We start from the raw sequence: 19,672 nt of genomic DNA, 5'->3' as shown, positions 1-19,672 counted from the left end.
TGAATATTTAAACTTTTGTTAATTATACACTTTCATTTCATACTCGCACACCTCCTTTAGAAAATAAAAAAGTCCCCTACACGCAAATATGCATGTAGAGGACGATATATGTAATGTAAATACCGTGGTACCACCTCAATTGGATTGATAAATCCCACTTGTTCAAGTACAGGAATAATTCCGATACTCTATCCTTTTAACGGCGGAACCCGGGTTGCCTACTACAATGTTCAACATACCTCTCGCAAGCCCATTCTGTATATTTTATCGTACCGGGCTCCCACCTAACCCCAGCTCTCTGAACGCATCAAATATACGTACTCTTCTTGCTCATCGATTTCATCTATTGAAGTTACTTGTGATTATAAATTATATTTTTATATTTGTAAAGCGCACTTTATCTTTTATTATTTTAAAACCTTTTCCTCTAATTCTCGTAAAAAACTTTCTCTTTTCCCCTCGTTTTGCACATATACTGATTTCAACACTTCTTGGAGCAATATATTTCGTTCCCTCTTTTCTAACTGTAAATCTTTTAACTTCACCCTTACTTCATATAAAAAATCTAAATACGATTCATATGTCTCATCATATTTATTTGCAATCTCATCTCGAATTTTTTTTGCAAACTTCGGGCTCGCTCCCCCAGTAGAAACTGCTATATTAAGCAAACCACGATGAATCGCTGCCGGAAAATGAACATTACCACTTTCCGGATTTGTAATAACATTTACTAATTGATTCTCGGCGGCATCTTCAGCAACTTGTTCATTTAATATCGAATCACTACTTGCTGCAACAACTAAAAAAGCACTTTTAATATCACTTTTTTCATATTTTCTTTGATACCAACGAATTTTCTTTTCTTCCACAAGTTTTACTAAATTCGCATCTAATTCTGGACTGATCACAACTATATCCGCACCTTGTTTGAGTAAAGGAATAATTTTAAATCCTGCAACTTTTCCCCCACCAATAACAACAACGCGTTTCTCATTAACTCGCACTGTAAGTGGATACATACTGATCTCCTTTCAATAACTCCGTCGTTTTCTGAATTAACATATCTTGAAACGCTTCATTCTTCCCTAAATATGGACTGATTTTTATCTCTTCCCATTCATATTGGCGCACTTCTTTCTCAATATGTTTCATAAGTAAACCTGTAAATAACAAGTAAGGCAGTACAACGATATTCTTTTCTTTTCGTTCTACAACTTCCTTTAACTTCTCCTCAAATTTTGGCTCTGCAGCCGCTAAATAACAAACTTCTACTTTTTTAACCTTCTCTTTTGTTTGAAATAAAGAAGCAATCCAGTTTATATCTCTTAATACTTCAGGATCACTGCTCCCTCTTGCAACGAGAAGTAACGTCACTTCATTTTTATCTTCCTGTTCGATGCCACTTCCGCTATACACCGATTTAACAAGTGTTTCTGATACACCAAACGGATTACCATAAGTCACTTTAACATTCGGATATTGATTATTGAGCTTTACCAATTCAAACGGAATATCTTTCTTCACATGACCTGCCGCTAATAAAAAAACAGGGATAGCAATAATCTCTGTGGCCCCACGCTTCACACATGTACGAAAACCATCTTCAATAGAAGGATTCGCTAACTCTAAAAAACAAACTTCTTGAATAGTCGCTTCTATACGGCTCATACACGATGTAATAAATTGAATCGCCTCTTCTTTCGCTGTCTTCAAACGACTTCCATGACATATATATAAAACGGCTTTCATTTTACAACACTCCACTTACTTGATAAGCATTTTCTGTCTGCTTCTCAAACCAATGAATTTTTTCTCTAAAACGGACAACTTCTCCAATTACAATCATGCTCGGATTTTGAATTTGCTCTTTTTTCGCAACATCTACAATTGTCCCTAACGTTCCAACAACTGTGCGCTGCATAGACGTCGTCCCCTGCTCAATAATAGCAGCTGGCGTACTTTTATCTTTTCCATGCTTCATAAGTTGCTCACATATGTAGAGCAAATTACTAACCCCCATATATACCGCTAAAGTCTCTACACCTTTCGCTAAACTTTCCCATTTCACTTCTTCTTCAGCACCTTCTTTCCTATGCCCAGTCACAATAGCAAAACTTGCACTTGCATCACGGTGCGTCACTGGAATACCAGCATAAGCAGGTGCGGCTATTCCAGACGAAATACCTGGGACGATTTCAAATGGTACACCTTGCTTTGCTAATGCTTCGGCTTCTTCTCCCCCTCTACCAAACACAAATGGATCGCCGCCCTTAAGCCTTGTTACAACTTTTCCTTTTTTCGCATACTTAATAAGAAATATATTAATTGTTTCTTGCTTCATCGTGTGATAATTCGGGAGTTTCCCGCAATAAATCAAATCCGCGTCAGGCTTTGCGTGTGAAAGCAGCTCTTTATTCACAAGACGGTCGTATAAAATAACATCTGCCTTCTCAATACATTTCAATCCTTTAACAGTAATTAAATCTGGATCACCAGGACCCGCTCCAACAATATAAACCTTCCCCATCATCTCTCCTCATTTCTACTATTAAAGTGAAACTTCCATCCTTATATATGAATGGAAGTTTTCATTTCTTCATATTTCAATGTTCCTTACTCATGAATAACAAAGGCCGCGCTTTTTCGAATCTTCTTTTTTTCAAATAAAGCAATCTCCTTTACCTCTGGTAACGGTAAAAAATGTTTTTCAAGCTCCATCTCCGCCATCTTAAATGCCTGTTCTTCACTTTCAGCAACAACAACAATTGGAACAATGCTACTCACTAATACCGCTTCAAATCGATATAAATCCATATTGCCCCTCCTAAGACGCTATTACTTCTTCTAACACGTTATTTAACGCTATTTGTAATGTATCTACACCAACACGACCTACAAAATCATAAAATGTTTCGGCTGGTAATTTGTTCTCTTTGAAATAACTTATAAATGATGCGAGTACATCAGGTAGATCCTCGCCATCTATTTTTCCTTTTAACTTTTGATTGTAGGCACCGCCATCTAACAATGTTCCACCTACGTATATTTCAAACGCTTCAACAATGCCTTTTTCCTTCGTTTTCATTTTCACCCCTTGTAACCCAATGTCAGCAATTTGACGTTGACCACATGAATTCGGGCAGCCTACCATATGAATTCGAACTGGAACATCGAGTGCAATTTGTGTATCTAAGTATTCTGCAATTTTTCTTAATCTTTCTTTCGTTTCTACTAGTGCAAGATTACAATATTCAATACCGGTACATGAAACCGCATGACCAATAAATGATTTCGGGCTAGCAGATATCGCTTCAAACAGCGGTTCACTAAGTAATCCTTTTACATTTTCCGGAGGAACGTTCGGAATAATGAAGTTTTGCGAGTTACATGTACGAATTTGTCCATTTCCATATCGCTTTGCAATTCTTGCAATCTCAAACATTTCTTCTGCATGTAAACGACCTACCGGTACATTAAAACCTACATATTTTAATCCCTTTTGTTTTTGGTCTTGAACACCATAAAAATAGCCTGCATTCCATCCTTTGAGTGCACTTTCCCCTTTACTTTGTAAAGGCCCTGTATACTCTATTAGTTTCTCTTTAAATTTCTCTGCTCCCCAGTCCGCAACAAGAAATTTCAACCGAGCTAAATGACGTTTTTCACGATATCCAAAATCACGGAATATAGTAGCAATTGCAATCGCCAACGCCTTCACTTCTTCTGGTAAAACGAATACATCTAATTCATCAGCTAAATACGGTCGAGCTGATAATCCTCCACCTACTTTTATATGAAAACCAACTTTTTTCTCACCATCTATTTCTTTCGTTGCAGGCGTAAATGCAACACAGTTAATTTCTGCGTTTGCTGAATTATAAATATTAGAACTAATAGACATTTTAAATTTGCGTGGCAAGTTAGAAAACTCTTCATTATGTTGGAAGTAATCATATACTTCTTTTACAATATGCGTTGTATCGAATAGTTCATTTGCATCAATGCCAGCAAGCGGATTACCTGTAATATTCCGCGTTATATCACCACAAGCCCCCGCTGAAGATAACCCAACTCTTGCTAATCTTTTAAAAATATCTGGAATTTGCTGAATTTCTAACCAGTGAAACTGAATCGCCTGTCTCGTCGTAATATCTATTACATCACGTCCATAATCTTCAGCGATAGAAGCAAGTACTTCTGCCTGTGCATTTGTAATAATCCCCGACGGAATATTTACCCGCATCATAAAATAACCAGCTTCTTTCGGTCTTTGTAAATACAAGCCTGCCCATTTAAAGGCATCCCACTCTTCTTTCGGAATAGATTTGAAACCATTTTCCGCATAGTAAGGAATATCATTGAAAATTTCTAAGCCATCTTTTTCTAATTTATTTTTCTCGGTCTGATTTAATTTTTCATTGTTAGCCCATACTTTTTCATAACTCATTGTTTATCCCCCTATATAAAACTACGCTCTTGTAAGTACTTCACGATTTGTTCTGCACATTCTTCAATAGAATATTTGTGCGTTTCTACAATTAATTCCGCTTGCTCTGGCTCTTCATAAGGCGAATCAATACCTGTGAAATCCTTAATATCACCTTTCCTTGCCTTTTTATAAAGTCCTTTCGGATCACGTTTCTCACACTGTTCAATCGGACACTTCACAAAAATTTCAATAAATTCATCTGCCTCTAATAAATCTCTTACTTGTTTGCGGTCTACTCGAAATGGTGAAATAAATGCTGTAAGGACAACTGCTCCTTGATCTACAAATAACTTTGCCACTTCGCCAATACGTCTTATATTTTCCATGCGATCACTTTCAGAAAATCCTAAGTCTTTATTTAAACCGTGGCGAATGTTATCCCCATCCAGCACATAATTTCCAATATTCTTTTCAAAAAGTTTACGAGCGACCGCATTCGCTACTGTAGATTTACCCGAAGCTGATAAACCAGTAAACCAAATTACAAAACTATGATGTCCATTCTTCACTCTTCTCTCATCTTTTGAAACCGAAGCTGTGTGCCAAGTAATATTCGTATCCATCTCGTTCTCTCCCTATTCTGTTACTACTTCTTTTTTCAAACCTTTAATTAGCACTTCCACTACTTCTTTACGACTAAATGTACTTGGCGGAATCTCACCGTTTCTTAATAATTCTCTTACTTTCGTACCCGATAAAATAACATGATCTTCTTTTCCGTGCGGACATGTTTTCGTTGAAGCCATCGCTTCACATTTCGTGCAGTAAAAACTATGTTCAAAGAATAGTGGTGTAATTCCTAACTCTTCTATCGTAAAATTTGTGAAGATTTCTTGCGCTTCATACGTTCCGTAATAATCTCCTACTCCAGCATGATCACGCCCTACTATAAAGTGGGTACATCCAAAATTCTTTCTTACTAACGCATGAAATATCGCTTCCCTTGGTCCTGCGTAACGCATGGCAGCAGGAAATACACTTAAAAAGACACGATTTTTCGGATAATAGTTTTGAAGAAGTACTTCATAGCTTTCCATTCTTACATCAGCAGGAATATCATCCGATTTCGTTTCTCCGACGAGCGGATTTAAAAAGAGACCATCTACAATTTCAAGAGCAGATTTTTGAATATACTCATGGGCACGATGTACCGGGTTTCTCGTTTGAAATCCGACCACTGTTTTCCACCCACGTTTTTTAAATGCTTCCCTCGTTTCAATTGGGTCTAAATGATAAGAAGGAAATTGATTATTTTCAAAGCGTTTTGTTAGAATAATAGTTCCTCCAACGTAAACGTTTGGTCGTTCATATAATTTTTTCACTCCTGGATGAGCCTCATCCGTTGTTTTATATACAAGTAACGCTTCTTTTTCTTTATCTGGTACAAAAATATCTTCTATTTGAATGACACCGTATATCTTTCCGTTGTTGACAAGCTTTACTTCCTCTCCAGTCTTCAGGCTTTCTGCGACTTTTTCTGTTACCGGTAATGTAATCGGTATACTCCACACACTACCATTTGCTAAACGAAGCGTTTCTACAACTGAATCATAATCTTCCTTCCCTAAAAAACCAGTAAGGGGGCTATATCCACCTATCGCCAATAGTTCTAAATCACTTAACGCAATATTGTCTAATTTAATTTCTTTTTCAATTTGTGATACGTCATATGTCTCATATATACGGTTTACTAATTCGTTTACTATGCTCATTTTTCTATATCCTCTCTTAGATTTATTTCAAGATTCATCTTATTGGTAATGAAGACCACATTCAGTTTTCACTTTTCCAGCCCATCTACCATCTCTTGAATCGCCACCATCCCCTACAGGTAACGTACATTTCTCACACCCAATACTTGGATAGCCAACATCATGCAACGGGTTATACGGCAAGCTATGTTTGTATACATATCGCCAAACTTCTTTCCACGTCCAATGAATGAGTGGACAAACTTTAATAGATTGAAAACGATGATCTTGATTTATAAACTTTGTATGCTTACGTGTTTCTGATTGTTCCCTTCTTAAGCCCGATATCCATGCTTTTTCCACGACTAATGATTTTTCTAAAGGTAAAATTTTTCTAATCTTACAACAAAGATTCGGATTGCTCTCCCACAGTTTTTCACCATGCAACTTCGCCTGTTCATCAAGTGTAAGTTCTGGCTGTTTTTCTATAATATTCAATGAAGGAAATCGTTCCCGCACTTTTTGAATTAATTCATACGTTTCTTGAAAATGAACATTTGTATCCAAAAATACAACTTTAGCAGATGGATTTACTTGGTTTATAATGTGCAGCAATACCATACCTTCCACCCCAAAGCTACATGCGTAGACAACCTCATCTTTATATTCTTTATAAGCCCAATTTAATACTGATAACGCGCCTTTTGTTTCATCTTCTTCCGAAAACGAAACAACATTTTCTTCCCACGTTTCATACGTCAACATGTTTTTTCCCCCTGTAAAAGCAAAAAGACGGTTTTAACCTAATGAAAATAGGTTAAAACCGCCTCTAGTTTTTCTAGTCAGCGCTTTTCACTTTAAACGTACTTTTTCACTTTTCTCTAACTGAATTACTTTTCCATCTTGCACAACAATTGTAATTGAACCATATTTCATATCAGCAAGCATCGCTTCAATCTTCTCGGATACTTCATCAAAATGTTCCCGTAAACTCACGCGAACAGCCCCCCCTTTTTATTCATAAAAAAAATCTTTCCCATTTCGAAAAGACTGTTCGGTAATATATTTTACCTTATCTTTCAAAATGGATCCCATTTTGCTGGATTTAGCACCTTGCTTTCTATAAGCAGGTTGCCGAGCTTCTTCGGGCCAGTTCCCTCCGCTTCTCTTGATAAGCTTTGTATTTGTATTTTATCACAATTCTGATTTTTTTCAATCCTAGTTTTCCGATATATTTTAATTATTTTATTTTATAAAAAAGGAATTGCCCATTCGAACAACTCCTTTTCCTATTTAGACAAGCTCTTTAATACGTATGCGATCGTTCCCAATAATATTTTCATATGTTTCGCGTTCCACAACTACTTGCGATGTTCCGCCTTTTGCAAAGACAACGGCTGGTCTTCGAATCCGATTGTAATTATTCGCCATCGAATACCCGTAGGCTCCTGTACAGGAAACTGCTAGTAAATCAGCAGAAGCGACTTTTGGTAAATGAATATCCCAAATCAACATATCTCCACTCTCACAGCATTTCCCAGCAATCGAAACGAGTTCCTCATTCTCATCATTCCCTCGATTCGCTAACATCGCTTCATAACGCGCACTATATAAAGCAGGTCTTAAATTATCTGTCATTCCACCATCGACTGATACATATTTCCGAATACCAGGAATATCTTTCACAGATCCAACTGTATAAATTGTTGTCCCAGCATCACCTACAATGCTACGGCCTGGTTCAATCCATATTTCTGGCAATGGATATTCACATACAGTAAATTGTTCCCTCACTGCACTTGTTACAGCTCGCACATATGTCTCAAGAGTTAATGGTGTATCTGACTCTGTGTAACGTATTCCAAATCCCCCGCCTACATTTAACACTTTTACTACATAGTTTGTTTGCTCTCTCACTTCTTCTAAAAATTGGCGAAGAACTTCAATTGCTCGAACAAAACCAGCTGTTTCAAATATTTGCGACCCAATATGTGAATGGATCCCTAGCACATTATAATTGGATTTTTGTAAAGCAAATCCAATTGCCTGCATTGCTTGACCATTTGAAACACCAAATCCAAATTTCGAATCATCCTGACCTGTTGTAATATATTCATGTGTGTGCGCCTCTACTCCAGGCGTTACACGAATTAATATGTTCACAAATTTCCCATGTTGCATCGCTAAATCGTGTAAAACTTCTAATTCAAAGAAATTATCTACGACAAAACAACCGATATTCGCCTGAAGAGCCATCACTATTTCTTCTTCTGTTTTATTATTTCCATGAAAATGAATACGTGATGCCGGAAATCCTGCTTGGAGCGCAGTATATAATTCTCCCCCAGAAACAACGTCTAATGACATATCCTCTTCACGAGCTAATCGGCACATCTCCATGCACAAGAACGCCTTGCTTGCATATGCTACTTGATAAGAGAAACCACTTTCTTTAAAAGCACGATGAAACGCTCGGCATTTTCCTCGAATAGACTCTTCATCGTATACATAAAGTGGTGTTCCGTATTGCTTTGCTAGCTGCGTCGTATCGCACCCTCCAATTTCTAAGTGTCCTTGCCCATTAATTCGGCTTGTGCCGTGTAAATACATTTAAATTCCTCCCTTATTTCCTCTAAAACTCATAACCCCAATCTTCTATTCATTGCAGCACGCTTTTAGATAGACAAAAAACGCGCGGAACAATGTTCACACGCGTTTCTTATTAGGAAAAATATATATTGAAAAAATAAACGAGTTGTTATCTTCTCAAAATAAGAAACCGCATCAACATCTCCAAATAGCTCTCCATAAAATAAATCTTATGACAGTACTACATTTATTCAATGCAGTCCCAATATATGAATAATATGGTTATTCTTATATTTCGGCAATAGTCCCTTTCAACCTATGATCACAGATTCCATTAAATCTCCCATAGCTTACTCTTTCCTATCGCGGCCTCTACCTTTGAGAGTAGATGAGGTAAGTCTATTTAATTTTCAAACATCTAATTGTTGCTATTAACAATACCAAAGGACCATTTTATTTGTCAAACAATTTTTTATATTGTTTTTTTACAGTTTAGTTTGGTATCGTTTGGTAAGCGCTTTACTGAAATCTTTGTCACTTCCCATTCGCCTTCTTCGTTATTAAATGTAATCGTTACCTTCTCAAATGGTGGAGCAATTTTCCCAGCAACACGTTCATACTTTGTCACTTCAATACTTGCTTGAAATAAATATGTACCGCTATACACTTTTTTTAAACTAATAATTTTAGGACATTGATAAGGTTTCAAACTTCCATATTGTTTTTCAATTGCTTTATTTATTTTTGGAAATAAAACAGAATAAAGTGCATCTTCCATAAGAGGTGGATCATATTGGGCTACCGACACACTCGGTGAAGTAAAAAGTACAACACTACTGCATGCTATAAAACATAATAATTTTCGCATTATAACCTCCGTATTATCACGCGATTCTTTCTGCGTACAATAATTATCATACATAGAAATTCTGTTTTATTGTCTCCCACCACTCTTTTTCTACTCGATTATTATAAAAAATCCCACAACCTTCTTTTATTTTCGTATAATGATACTCATAGTATAATAATCATAATAACAAAGGACTGTTCGTATATATAAAATGAGTCGTTAAGCAAACTGACTCTCAAGAACTGTCATGCTTTTTAGGAGAGGAGTATATTATGCTACAACATCTGTTTCCAAAACTGCGATTTGCACTCGTTGCAGTCGTTTTACTATGGATTAAAACATATATTGTGTACAAGCTAGCATTTGATATTAAAATTGATAATTTCTTTGAAGAATTCATGCTTTTTATCAATCCACTAGCTGCGTTACTTTTATTTTTCGGCTTAGCTTTACTTGCATCTAAGCACCGAAACCGAATTATAATTGGAATCAGTTTTATACTGTCATTTATTTTATTTGGAAACGCAATGTTTTATGGGTTCTATAACGATTTCGTTACTTTCCCGGTTTTATTCCAAACAAACAATATGGCTGATTTAGGGACAAGTATAAAAGAACTCTTTACGTACAAAACATTACTTTTATTTGCAGATGCAATTATTTTAATGTTTATTTCGCGTAAATTCCCATCATTTGGCGACAAAACACCACTTTCCCGCTCAGAGAAGCGAACTTTCTTTAGCGGTGTAACAGCTTTATTAGCACTACAAATTGTTGTATCAGTTATTTATAAACCACAAATGTTCTCACGCTCATTTGACCGTCAAACTGTCGTGAAGAATTTAGGTTTATACACATATCATCTATTTGATATTACGCTTCAATCCAAGTCTTCAGCTGAGCGTGTATTTGCAAGTGGGGATGGGTTTTCTGAAATTAAAAACTATACAGACTCAAAAGACAAACAAGTTGATAAAAACTTATTTGGAGCTGCAAAAGGTAAAAATGTAATTTTAATTTCAATGGAATCTACACAAAGCTTTGTTATTAATAAAAAAATAAATGGAAAAGAAATTACACCATTTTTAAATGAATTTATTAAGGATAGTTTCTATTTCGATAACTTCTATCATCAAACTGGACAAGGTAAAACTTCTGATGCTGAATTTATCGTTGAAAACTCACTTTATCCGCTAGATCGTGGTTCTGTATTCTTTACTCATGCAACAAATGAATACACAGCGACACCAGAACAATTAAAGAAATACGGATATTCTTCTGCTGTCTTCCATTCAAATGATAAAACGTTTTGGAATCGGGATGTAATGTATCCTGCGCTTGGATATGATCGTTACTTTAATTTAAATGATTACGCAGGAACGGAGCAAATGTCTGTCGGTTGGGGATTAAAAGATAAAGAGTTCTTTGAACAATCTATTCCAAAGTTAAAATCTTTACCGCAACCGTTCTATACAAAATTTATTACATTAACAAATCATTTTCCGTTTCTTCTAAATCCGGAAGATCAATATGTTGATGAATTCAACTCGGAAAGTGGTGTTGTAAACCGCTACTTCCCAACTGTTCGTTACACAGATGAAGCTCTTAAATTATTTATTAAACAATTAAAAGAAGAAGGATTGTATGATAATACCGTTATTGTCATCTATGGTGATCATTACGGTATTTCCGAAAACCATAACGCAGCTATTGCACAGTTCCTAGGAAAAGATACTATTACACCATTCGATTCTATGCAATTACAACGAGTCCCTCTTATTATTCATGTGCCTGGCCAAGAAGGAAAAGTTGTTTCTAAAGTATCCGGTCAAATTGATATTAAGCCAACGCTCTTTCATTTACTTGGTATTAAAACAAATAGATCCGTTGAATTTGGAACTGACTTATTTATTAAAGAGAAAGATCCGCTTATGGTAATGCGTGATGGTAGCTTTGTTTCTGAAGAGTATGTTTATACAAAAAATATGTGCTACAAAAGAAGTACAGGTGAAGAAGCTGACATGGCGCTATGTCAGCCGTATATTGAAAAAGCAAAAACAGAATTAAAACTCTCCGATAAATTAATTTATGGAGATTTGTTACGCTTCGATCCTAATAATCGATATAAAACCGGAACGATGACAACGAAATTTGAATAGTAAAGGAAGCAACTTTATACAAGTTGCTTCCTCTTTTTATTTTCACTTAATTTTCAAACCATCCTTCTATGAAATCTTTCACAAATTGGTAATTTCTTTCGTATGAGGAATAAATTTATGGTATGATAAAATAAGTAAACTTTCATACACTAATTAAGAATTTATTACAGAAAGCAAGGGATCAGATTTTGTATAGAGCAGCTATTCCAAACTTATTTACGCTCGGAAATTTATATAGCGGATTTTTATCAATCGGCTATGCATCTTTAGGATATTATAAATCAGCTGCTATTTTAGTACTTATCGGGATGATGTTAGATAGTCTTGATGGTCGTGTTGCTCGTTTATTACGTGTTGATTCACAAATGGGAAAAGAGCTCGACTCGCTTGCAGATGTCGTAACATTTGGTGCAGCACCAGCTGTTTTAATGTATTACACATCTTTCTCAAACTACGGAATCATCGGATTATACATAGCGGGATTATTCCCTCTTTTCGGAGCATATCGTTTAGCACGATTTAATGTAACACCATCTTCTACTTCAATGAAATATTTCACTGGAGTACCGATTACAGCAGCGGGAGGGCTTGTTGCTTTCTTAACATTATTTTCACATACCATTCCAAAAATCGTTCTTATTACCGTATTTGTAACGTTCGCATTTTTAATGGTGAGCCGCATTCGTATCCCAAGTTTAAAAGATGTACCAATTCCACGATATAGCATCATTATTACACTATTTTTAGTTGGAATCATTATTACAATGTATCAAACAGGATTTGGAAATTTTTCTGTTTTCTTATTCATTGCCATTCCACTATATATTTTGTACATGTTATCTCAATTCATTAGACAAAGACCGTCTAAAAAAGCGAATAAAGAAAAATAAGAAAACCTTCCGAGTCCGGAAGGTTTCTTTTTATTTTGTAACTAATACCTTTTGATTTACAGGTGTTACTGGCTCTTCGCCGTTTAATATAGCTAAAATATTTCTGACAGCCATTTCAGCCATCGCATCACGAGTTTCAAATGTTGCATTCCCTACGTGTGGAGCAAGTACTACATTCTTTAATTCTTTTAGCTCTTCTGTAATTTTCGGTTCAAATTCAAACACGTCAAGAGCTGCTCCTTCAATTTCATTCGTTTTTAATGCATGAGCAAGTGCTGCTTCATTCATAATTGGTCCACGTGAAGCATTTACAATATACGCTGTTTTCTTCATCATTTTAAACTGCTCTTCATCAATCATATGATGTAATTTTGGATTATAAGCACAGTTAATTGTAATAAAGTCTGCTGTTTGTAATAATTCTTCCAACGTCACATACGTTGCTCCCAGTTCACTTTCAGCTTCAAACTTACGATTTGGCCCTGTATATAAAACATCCATTCCAAATGCTTTCGCACGTTTTGCAACAGCCTTCCCGATTTCTCCAAGACCTATAATTCCGATTGTCTTACCATGGACTTCTCGTCCTAAGAAAAATAACGGTGCCCATCCGTTAAATCCAGTCGTACGACATAACGTATCCCCTTCAGGAATTCTACGCGCCGCTGCTAAAAGAAGTGCAAATGTTAATTCTGCAGTCGCTTCCGTTGATACTTTCGGTGTATTCGTAACTGCAATTCCTTTTTCACCCGCATACGTGTAATCAATATTGTCGTAACCAGCACCATAGTTTGCAACAATCTTTAAATGAGGTGCTGCATCAATAACTTCTTTTGGCACCTTTGTCGAAAGTAAACTTAACAATGCATCTTTATCTTTTACACGCTCTGTTAATTCATCTATAGAAATTAACTCCTCTTTATTGTACATTTCTACATCATGATCTTTTAATAGTCCTAATCCAATTTCCGGAATTTTTCCTGCTACTAATATTTTTGCCACTACTAACACCTCTTCTATAGAAAATAAGATATCTCTTATATTTCATTGTAAGAAATCCACATATAAAAACCAAGGAATTTGATTATAGTTTTAAAAATCGACACTTTTCCATGAAAAAAGAGGAGATGCAACTCTCCCCTTTTCTTACGCTTTTTCCTGCGATTCTTTTCCAAGCTTCACATCAATAGTTCCTTCTGTAACCGTATCGCTAATTTGCTCCTCAATAACCGATTGAGATGCAGCATTCGTTTCAGAAGTATAAGCTTGTTGCTGTGTACCTTGTACATTTTGTTTATTTTGTTGTTTCGCCATTTCTTACCCTCCTTTTCATTCTTTCTTATTTTGAACAAAAAGGACGGTTTTCATCAAAAAATTGCGTTTCATTTTGAATTTGTTACTTCTTCTTCAAGCGACCTCATTACTCTTGCTCGCTTCGTAAATGTTGCAACCTGAGTAACACCGTGAGCTAGTAATGTTTGTACATTTTCTTGTACATAATTCCCTAAATCATTTGGATAATGGGCATCCGAAGAAATCGTAATTGGAACACCATACTTAGCTAATACTTGTAAATATAGTGGACTTGGGCACATTTCACGAACAGGATAACGATAGTATAATCCTGCATTTATTTCTGTTGCCGTATTCGTTTCTACTAACGCACAGGCAATTTCCTCATAATAAGAAAGCTGTTCATTCTCATCCAATCGATAATTAAATACCTTTATATTATCAAGATGAGCGATAATATCAAATAACTCAGTACGAATCGCACTCTCAACTGTTTTAAAAAACATATCATATAATGCGCGTAGGTCATGCTTCTCAAAATATTCTTTCGTATCTGGATTATCGAATCCCCAGCCATTTAGAAAATGAACGGAACCAATTATATAATCAAAGTCTCCTAGCGCTAATAATTCTTTTAACTCTCCTTCACAACCAATAAAATAATCCGCTTCAATTCCAAGTTTAAGTGTGACACCTCTTTTACTCCATCGTTCTTTCGCCTCTTCAATGACCTTTGTAAAATCATACAGTGAAACTACCCTTACTTGATCTAACCATTCCTTCTGTATACGACCGAGCTTAGAATCACTAATATCTACATATTTTTCATAATATCCTTTCGCTTCATGAAAACGATATAAATGATCAACAATCCCAACTTCTGTTATACCTTTTCGCACAGCTTCTTCTAAATAGAGGTCCATCCATTCTGTTGTAAATGGCCCTTCCTTCACACGCTTTTGCAAACGCTCTTGTGTTTTCATAAGCCAATCAATAGAATGCCTTTCTTGAAGCGGTTCATAACATTCCAGCGCTTCATTTATTTTAGCAAGCCATCCTATTGAATACGGTCCTTCTTCTAAGTGAAGATGATAATCTACTTTCATATACATTCCCCCTTATAATGTATCTATTTCCCTTCTATCCCCAACTCTCGAAAGCTTTCCATTTCGTTCTTTCACCTCTCGCATGACATCTTCCAATGTAATATTTTTTTCAGCTAATAAAACGAAACAGTGATAAAATACATCAACCATTTCTTTCACTACTTCTTCTTTATCATTATTTTTACATGCGATAATTACTTCAGCACACTCTTCACCAATTTTCTTTAAAATTTTATCTTCTCCTTTTGAAAATAAATAATTTGTATACGATTCAGGAAGTGGGCTTTCCTTTCGTTCTTCAATTGTTTTATACAGCAACTTAAAGGCATTTTCCATATGTATCCCCCTATAGAATTTGATAGTGAAAACATGTCTTCTCTCCCGTATGACAAGCAGGTCCTACTTGTTTCACATTCACAACAATTGAATCTTGATCACAATCTAAATATAAAGATTGCACATATTGAACATTCCCTGATGTTTCCCCCTTATTCCATAACGACTGCCTCGAACGAGAATAAAACCATGTTCTTTTCGTCTCTAACGTTTTTTCATATGCTTCTTCATTCATATAAGCTAGCATTAAAACTTCTTTCGTACCTTCTTCGATGACAATTGCTGGTATTAATCCTTTTGAAAAATTAGGTTTCATAACCGCACCTCAACATTTGCATCTCTTAATTTTCGCTTTACACTCTGCACTGTCGCCTCACCATAATGAAAGATGGATGCCGCTAACGCTGCATCAACTGTTGTCTTTTGAAAAACTTCTATAATGTGATCCGTATGACCACAGCCCCCTGATGCGATGACTGGAATGGAAACACTTTTTGAAATTTCTTCTGTTAAACGAAGGTCATATCCGCTTTTCGTTCCATCTGCATCCATACTCGTTAACAAAATTTCACCTGCCCCAAGTTTAACAACACGCTTCGCCCATTCTATGGCATCCATTCCTGTGTCAACTCTTCCGCCGTTGACATATACGTTCCATTTACCTTCTGCTACTTTTCTAGCATCAATTGCCACGACAATACATTGTGATCCAAAGTGTTCTGCCCCTTCTTCTATTAACTTCGGGTTTCGCACTGCCGCTGAATTTATTGAAACTTTGTCTGCTCCAGCTCTTAGTAAATTGTACATATCTTTCACACTTGAAATCCCCCCGCCAACCGTAAGAGGAATAAATACTTTAGCTGCTGTTTTTTCTACAACATCTATAATCGTTTTTCTTCCTTCATGAGTCGCCGTAATATCTAAAAATACGATTTCATCTGCCCCTGCCTCGTTATATGCTTCAGCTATTTCAACCGGATCACCGACATCTTGTAATCCTATAAAATTTACACCCTTTACGACTCTCCCTTCTTTCACATCTAGACATGGAATAATTCGTTTCGCTAACATAACTTCGTTACCTGTAACACTTCTTCTAAATCAATCGTTTTTTCGTAAAGCGCCTTTCCAATTATGACACCATATATATTCATATCATTTAACTTTTTCACATCTTGAATAGATGCCACTCCTCCAGAGGCGATGAGACGAATGCCCACACTTTTTTGAAGTATCGCTAATTGTTCAAAATTTGGACCTGCAAGCGTTCCGTCTTTCGAAATGTCTGTAAACACAATCGTTTGAACACCTAAACTTTCCATTTGTTTCGCTAAACTAACGTAAGAAATTTCAGACAGATCAAGCCACCCTCTCGTTGCTACGAAACCATTTTTCGCATCAATTCCAACAATGATTTTCTCTTTATATAGACGAACTGCTTCCTCTAAAAATGACTTATTATAAAGAGCTGCTGTTCCTAAAATCACTTTTTCTACACCTGCTGACAATAACTTCTCCACCGCTTTAAGTGAACGAATTCCTCCTCCCACTTGCACAGGAATACGTACCGCCTTGCAGATTTTTTCAATGACGGGCAAATTTAACGACTCGCCAGCAATTGCACCATCTAAATCAACAATGTGTAGTATTTCCGCTCCAAGCTTTTCAAATATGATCGCCTGCGCTACCGGATCTTCATTCATCACCGTTTCTTTACTAAACTCTCCTTGATAAAGTCTAACGCATCGCCCTTCTTTTAAATCGATAGCTGGGAAGATTTCCATGCTTCTACCACTCCTTGAAAATTTTTTAATATTTGCATGCCAATTTCGCCACTTTTTTCTGGATGAAACTGTGCACCAAATACATTTCCTTTCGCGACAAACCCTGGTACTTGCATTCCATAATCACTTACTCCGCATACAATTTCATCTGGACAATCCGCGTAATATGAGTGAACATAATACACGAAAGAACCATCCACTAATCCATTCCAAAGCGAAAATTCTCTTTCCTTCCTTAATTCATTCCATCCCATATGAGGAATTTTATACGAAACTTTTAACTTACGAATTTCACCTGGTAGTAAACCTAACCCGCTACAATCTTTTAGTTCCTCACTTCGTTCAAATAAAAGTTGCATGCCCAAACATATACCGAGGAGTGGTTTTCCTATGTCACAAACTTCTTTTAGTACACACACTAAATCTCTTTCTTCTAATACATCCATCGCTTTCGGAAATGCACCTACTCCCGGTAGAATCACGCCATCGCTTCTCAATATCTCTTCTTTATCACTCGTTACAATGTACTCTGCCCCAATATATTTTAATGCTTGCTCTACACTGCGAATATTCCCCATTCCATAATCTATAATGGCAATCAATTACAACATCCCTTTCGTTGAATTTACACCAGTAATGTTGGCATTTTTTTCGACCGCTTCTCTAAGCGCTCTACCAAAAGCTTTAAATAATGCTTCAATTTTGTGATGTGTATTACTTCCGTATAGAACGCGCGCATGTAATGTAATATTGGCAGCATGTGCGACTGCTCTAAAAAATTCTTCCGTCAATTCTGTATCAAAATCCCCGAGCTTCGGATTTGTTAATTCCCCTTGAAATACACAATATGAGCGTCCACTTATATCAATTGCGACAAATCCTAAAGATTCATCCATCGGTACATACGCAGAACCGTAACGATTAATTCCCTCTTTGTTTTGCAATGCTCCTTTCAAGCAATTTCCGAGTACAATTCCAACATCTTCAACGGTGTGATGTGCATCGACAAATACATCACCTTCTGCTTCAACTTGCAATCCAAATCTTCCATGTCTAGCAAATAAAGTCAGCATATGATCGAAAAAACCAACCCCCGTTTGAATAGATACACTCGTACTTTCATCAAGCTGCAAATTTAATTTAATTTTTGTTTCTGTCGTCTCACGTACTTGACTGGACTGACGCATTATTTTTCCTCCTCAAACCTTATTTGGATTGCTCTCGCATGTGCATGTAACCCTTCTTTATTTGCAAGCTCTACAATATGATGCTGTACATTTTTTAATGCTTCCTCTGTATAAGAAATAAAACTTGATTTTTTCACGAAATCATCGACTGATAACGGAGAAAAAAATCTTGCCGTTCCGCTCGTTGGTAATACATGATTCGGTCCCGCCAAATAATCCCCGAGCGGTTCAGGTGCATATGGCCCAAGGAAAATAGAGCCTGCATGTTTCACATAATCTAGAGCATTCATTGGTTCTTTTATATGTAACTCTAAATGTTCTGGAGCAATTTCATTTGATAACTTTAGTGCCTCCTTTAAAGAAGGAACGATAAAGATGGCTCCATTTCTATTTATCGATTCACGTGCAATTTCACTTCTTGGCAACGTTTCTAACTGTCTTTCTACCTCTTTTTCTACTTCTTTAGCTAGTTCCATATTCGTTGTAATACAAATCGACGTTGCTCTCTCATCATGCTCCGCTTGCGATAATAAATCCGCTGCGATATATTTTGCATTACCTGTTTCATCCGCGACAACTACAATTTCTGATGGACCAGCAATCATATCGATATTTACTATTCCGTATACTTCTCGTTTCGCTAGAGCGACGTACAAATTTCCCGGTCCAACTATTTTATCCACTTTCGGAATCGATTCCGTCCCGTATGCTAAAGCAGCAATTGCTTGCGCGCCACCTATCGTATAAATTTCATCTACCCCCGCAAGATTTGCAGCAGCTAATATGTGAGGATTAATTCCTCCTTTACTCGGCGGTGTTACCATTACAATCTTTTTCACACCTGCGAGTTTCGCCGGCAATACATTCATTAATACTGAAGAAGGATATGAGGCTGTCCCACCCGGTACATATACACCTACATTTTCTAACTGCCGAATGAGCTGCCCTCTAATTATGCCTTTACTTTCACAATCGAATATTGAGTACTTCTTTTGCTTTTCGTGATACGAAACAATGTTTTTCTTCGCCTCTTTTAAAGCTTCTAAAAATGAATTCTCTACAAACATACTCGCTTGCTGTATTTCTTCTTCACTTACACGAAAATCTTTCATCTCTACACCATCAAACTTTTTTGTATAGAAAGATAAAGCCTCATCTTTCCCTTCCCTTACATTTCTAATGATTTTTCTTACACTTCTTTGAACAGTTTCTTCTATTATATTAGCGTTTTCTCTTAGCACTTTTATTTTAGATAATGCCTCCTTAAAATCTTCATAAATGATTTCCATTTTAAG

At 36.3% G+C, this 19,672-nt stretch carries 23 protein-coding genes, 2 riboswitches and 1 other annotated feature; of the genes, 2 read left to right on the top strand and 21 right to left on the bottom strand.

Annotation, left to right across the window (positions count from 1 at the left end; all coding sequences use genetic code 11):
* Window positions 1-94: 94 nt before the first annotated feature.
* Window positions 95-343 (bottom strand) — a binding site (T-box leader).
* A 64-nt stretch (window positions 344-407) separates the two neighbouring features.
* The 11 genes from BAQ53_RS06935 to BAQ53_RS06885 all read right to left on the bottom strand — a co-directional run bounded on the left by BAQ53_RS06935 (window position 408) and on the right by BAQ53_RS06885 (window position 9,640).
* A complete protein-coding gene (locus BAQ53_RS06935; protein WP_199718200.1) occupies window positions 408-1,022 on the bottom strand; it encodes an NAD(P)-binding protein in 615 nt (204 codons plus the stop codon).
* A complete protein-coding gene (locus BAQ53_RS06930; protein ID WP_199718202.1) occupies window positions 997-1,752 on the bottom strand; it encodes a sirohydrochlorin chelatase in 756 nt (251 codons plus the stop codon). The genes BAQ53_RS06935 and BAQ53_RS06930 overlap by 26 nt, the downstream gene beginning before the upstream one ends.
* A gap of 1 nt (window position 1,753) precedes the next feature.
* Window positions 1,754-2,530 (bottom strand): uroporphyrinogen-III C-methyltransferase, encoded by a 777-nt coding sequence (gene cobA, locus BAQ53_RS06925; RefSeq protein WP_000521254.1) that lies wholly within the window; start codon window positions 2,528-2,530, stop codon window positions 1,754-1,756.
* A gap of 86 nt (window positions 2,531-2,616) precedes the next feature.
* Window positions 2,617-2,817 (bottom strand): DUF3906 family protein, encoded by a 201-nt coding sequence (locus BAQ53_RS06920; RefSeq protein WP_000366922.1) that lies wholly within the window; start codon window positions 2,815-2,817, stop codon window positions 2,617-2,619.
* A 10-nt stretch (window positions 2,818-2,827) separates the two neighbouring features.
* Window positions 2,828-4,450 (bottom strand): nitrite/sulfite reductase, encoded by a 1,623-nt coding sequence (locus BAQ53_RS06915; RefSeq protein WP_208906654.1) that lies wholly within the window; start codon window positions 4,448-4,450, stop codon window positions 2,828-2,830.
* Window positions 4,451-4,461: 11 nt separating this feature from the next.
* Entirely contained in the window at window positions 4,462-5,055 is a 594-nt protein-coding gene (gene cysC / locus BAQ53_RS06910) for an adenylyl-sulfate kinase (protein WP_000380505.1), read from the bottom strand.
* Window positions 5,056-5,067: 12 nt separating this feature from the next.
* Window positions 5,068-6,204 carry a sulfate adenylyltransferase gene (gene sat / locus BAQ53_RS06905; RefSeq protein WP_208906653.1) on the bottom strand — a complete coding sequence of 379 codons (1,137 nt, stop codon included), beginning with the start codon at window positions 6,202-6,204 and terminating at the stop codon, window positions 5,068-5,070.
* A gap of 39 nt (window positions 6,205-6,243) precedes the next feature.
* On the bottom strand, window positions 6,244-6,948 hold the full coding sequence (locus tag BAQ53_RS06900; RefSeq protein ID WP_000959020.1) for a phosphoadenylyl-sulfate reductase: 705 nt from the start codon (window positions 6,946-6,948) through the stop codon (window positions 6,244-6,246).
* A gap of 87 nt (window positions 6,949-7,035) precedes the next feature.
* Window positions 7,036-7,179 carry a YezD family protein gene (locus BAQ53_RS06895; protein WP_000058410.1) on the bottom strand — a complete coding sequence of 48 codons (144 nt, stop codon included), beginning with the start codon at window positions 7,177-7,179 and terminating at the stop codon, window positions 7,036-7,038.
* Between the two features lie 73 nt (window positions 7,180-7,252).
* A riboswitch (SAM riboswitch) is annotated at window positions 7,253-7,361 on the bottom strand.
* Between the two features lie 115 nt (window positions 7,362-7,476).
* Window positions 7,477-8,793: a diaminopimelate decarboxylase gene (lysA, locus tag BAQ53_RS06890; RefSeq protein ID WP_208906652.1), complete on the bottom strand. Its 1,317-nt coding sequence runs from the start codon at window positions 8,791-8,793 to the stop codon at window positions 7,477-7,479.
* A gap of 180 nt (window positions 8,794-8,973) precedes the next feature.
* A riboswitch (Lysine riboswitch) is annotated at window positions 8,974-9,155 on the bottom strand.
* Between the two features lie 89 nt (window positions 9,156-9,244).
* Window positions 9,245-9,640: a DUF3888 domain-containing protein gene (locus BAQ53_RS06885; RefSeq protein ID WP_001228752.1), complete on the bottom strand. Its 396-nt coding sequence runs from the start codon at window positions 9,638-9,640 to the stop codon at window positions 9,245-9,247.
* Window positions 9,641-9,894: 254 nt separating this feature from the next.
* Here BAQ53_RS06885 and BAQ53_RS06880 point away from each other — a divergent pair, with 254 nt between their 5' ends.
* Both BAQ53_RS06880 and pssA read left to right on the top strand, forming a co-directional pair.
* Window positions 9,895-11,781, top strand: coding sequence for an LTA synthase family protein (locus BAQ53_RS06880; protein WP_208906651.1), 1,887 nt, complete (start codon window positions 9,895-9,897; stop codon window positions 11,779-11,781).
* A 188-nt stretch (window positions 11,782-11,969) separates the two neighbouring features.
* Complete coding sequence (gene pssA, locus BAQ53_RS06875; protein ID WP_000285417.1) at window positions 11,970-12,671, top strand: CDP-diacylglycerol--serine O-phosphatidyltransferase; 702 nt, start codon at window positions 11,970-11,972, stop codon at window positions 12,669-12,671.
* A 30-nt stretch (window positions 12,672-12,701) separates the two neighbouring features.
* Here the strand turns inward: pssA and BAQ53_RS06870 are convergent, their stop codons facing one another.
* The 10 genes from BAQ53_RS06870 to hisD form a co-directional block, all read right to left on the bottom strand.
* The gene (locus BAQ53_RS06870) at window positions 12,702-13,673 is read right to left on the bottom strand and encodes an NAD(P)-dependent oxidoreductase (RefSeq protein ID WP_208906650.1); all 972 of its coding nucleotides are present in this window, start codon (window positions 13,671-13,673) and stop codon (window positions 12,702-12,704) included.
* A 144-nt stretch (window positions 13,674-13,817) separates the two neighbouring features.
* A complete protein-coding gene (locus BAQ53_RS06865) occupies window positions 13,818-13,985 on the bottom strand; it encodes a YozQ family protein (protein WP_089149037.1) in 168 nt (55 codons plus the stop codon).
* Window positions 13,986-14,053: 68 nt separating this feature from the next.
* Window positions 14,054-15,070 (bottom strand): histidinol phosphate phosphatase domain-containing protein, encoded by a 1,017-nt coding sequence (locus tag BAQ53_RS06860; RefSeq protein ID WP_000861842.1) that lies wholly within the window; start codon window positions 15,068-15,070, stop codon window positions 14,054-14,056.
* 12 nt (window positions 15,071-15,082) lie between these two features.
* On the bottom strand, window positions 15,083-15,406 hold the full coding sequence (gene hisE / locus BAQ53_RS06855) for a phosphoribosyl-ATP diphosphatase (RefSeq protein ID WP_000426357.1): 324 nt from the start codon (window positions 15,404-15,406) through the stop codon (window positions 15,083-15,085).
* 10 nt (window positions 15,407-15,416) lie between these two features.
* Window positions 15,417-15,722, bottom strand: a complete 306-nt coding sequence (gene hisI, locus BAQ53_RS06850; RefSeq protein ID WP_000803965.1) for a phosphoribosyl-AMP cyclohydrolase — start codon at window positions 15,720-15,722, stop codon at window positions 15,417-15,419.
* Window positions 15,719-16,477 carry an imidazoleglycerol phosphate synthase cyclase subunit gene (gene hisF, locus BAQ53_RS06845; RefSeq protein ID WP_000880109.1) on the bottom strand — a complete coding sequence of 253 codons (759 nt, stop codon included), beginning with the start codon at window positions 16,475-16,477 and terminating at the stop codon, window positions 15,719-15,721. The genes hisI and hisF overlap by 4 nt, the downstream gene beginning before the upstream one ends.
* Window positions 16,471-17,190: a 1-(5-phosphoribosyl)-5-[(5-phosphoribosylamino)methylideneamino]imidazole-4-carboxamide isomerase gene (gene hisA / locus BAQ53_RS06840; protein ID WP_000402292.1), complete on the bottom strand. Its 720-nt coding sequence runs from the start codon at window positions 17,188-17,190 to the stop codon at window positions 16,471-16,473. The genes hisF and hisA overlap by 7 nt, the downstream gene beginning before the upstream one ends.
* Complete coding sequence (gene hisH, locus BAQ53_RS06835) at window positions 17,163-17,792, bottom strand: imidazole glycerol phosphate synthase subunit HisH (protein WP_000560354.1); 630 nt, start codon at window positions 17,790-17,792, stop codon at window positions 17,163-17,165. Before hisH ends, hisA begins: the two co-directional genes overlap by 28 nt.
* The gene (gene hisB, locus BAQ53_RS06830) at window positions 17,793-18,377 is read right to left on the bottom strand and encodes an imidazoleglycerol-phosphate dehydratase HisB (RefSeq protein WP_001249955.1); all 585 of its coding nucleotides are present in this window, start codon (window positions 18,375-18,377) and stop codon (window positions 17,793-17,795) included.
* Complete coding sequence (gene hisD, locus BAQ53_RS06825; RefSeq protein WP_208906649.1) at window positions 18,377-19,666, bottom strand: histidinol dehydrogenase; 1,290 nt, start codon at window positions 19,664-19,666, stop codon at window positions 18,377-18,379. Before hisD ends, hisB begins: the two co-directional genes overlap by 1 nt.
* Window positions 19,667-19,672 lie beyond the last annotated feature (6 nt).

This window comes from Bacillus sp. B25(2016b) (genome assembly GCF_001679765.1).
Classification (GTDB): Bacteria; Bacillota; Bacilli; order Bacillales; family Bacillaceae_G; genus Bacillus_A; species Bacillus_A thuringiensis_K.
The sequence above is the reverse complement of the archived record's forward strand: the minus strand, read 5'-3'. Positions and strand labels throughout refer to the sequence as shown.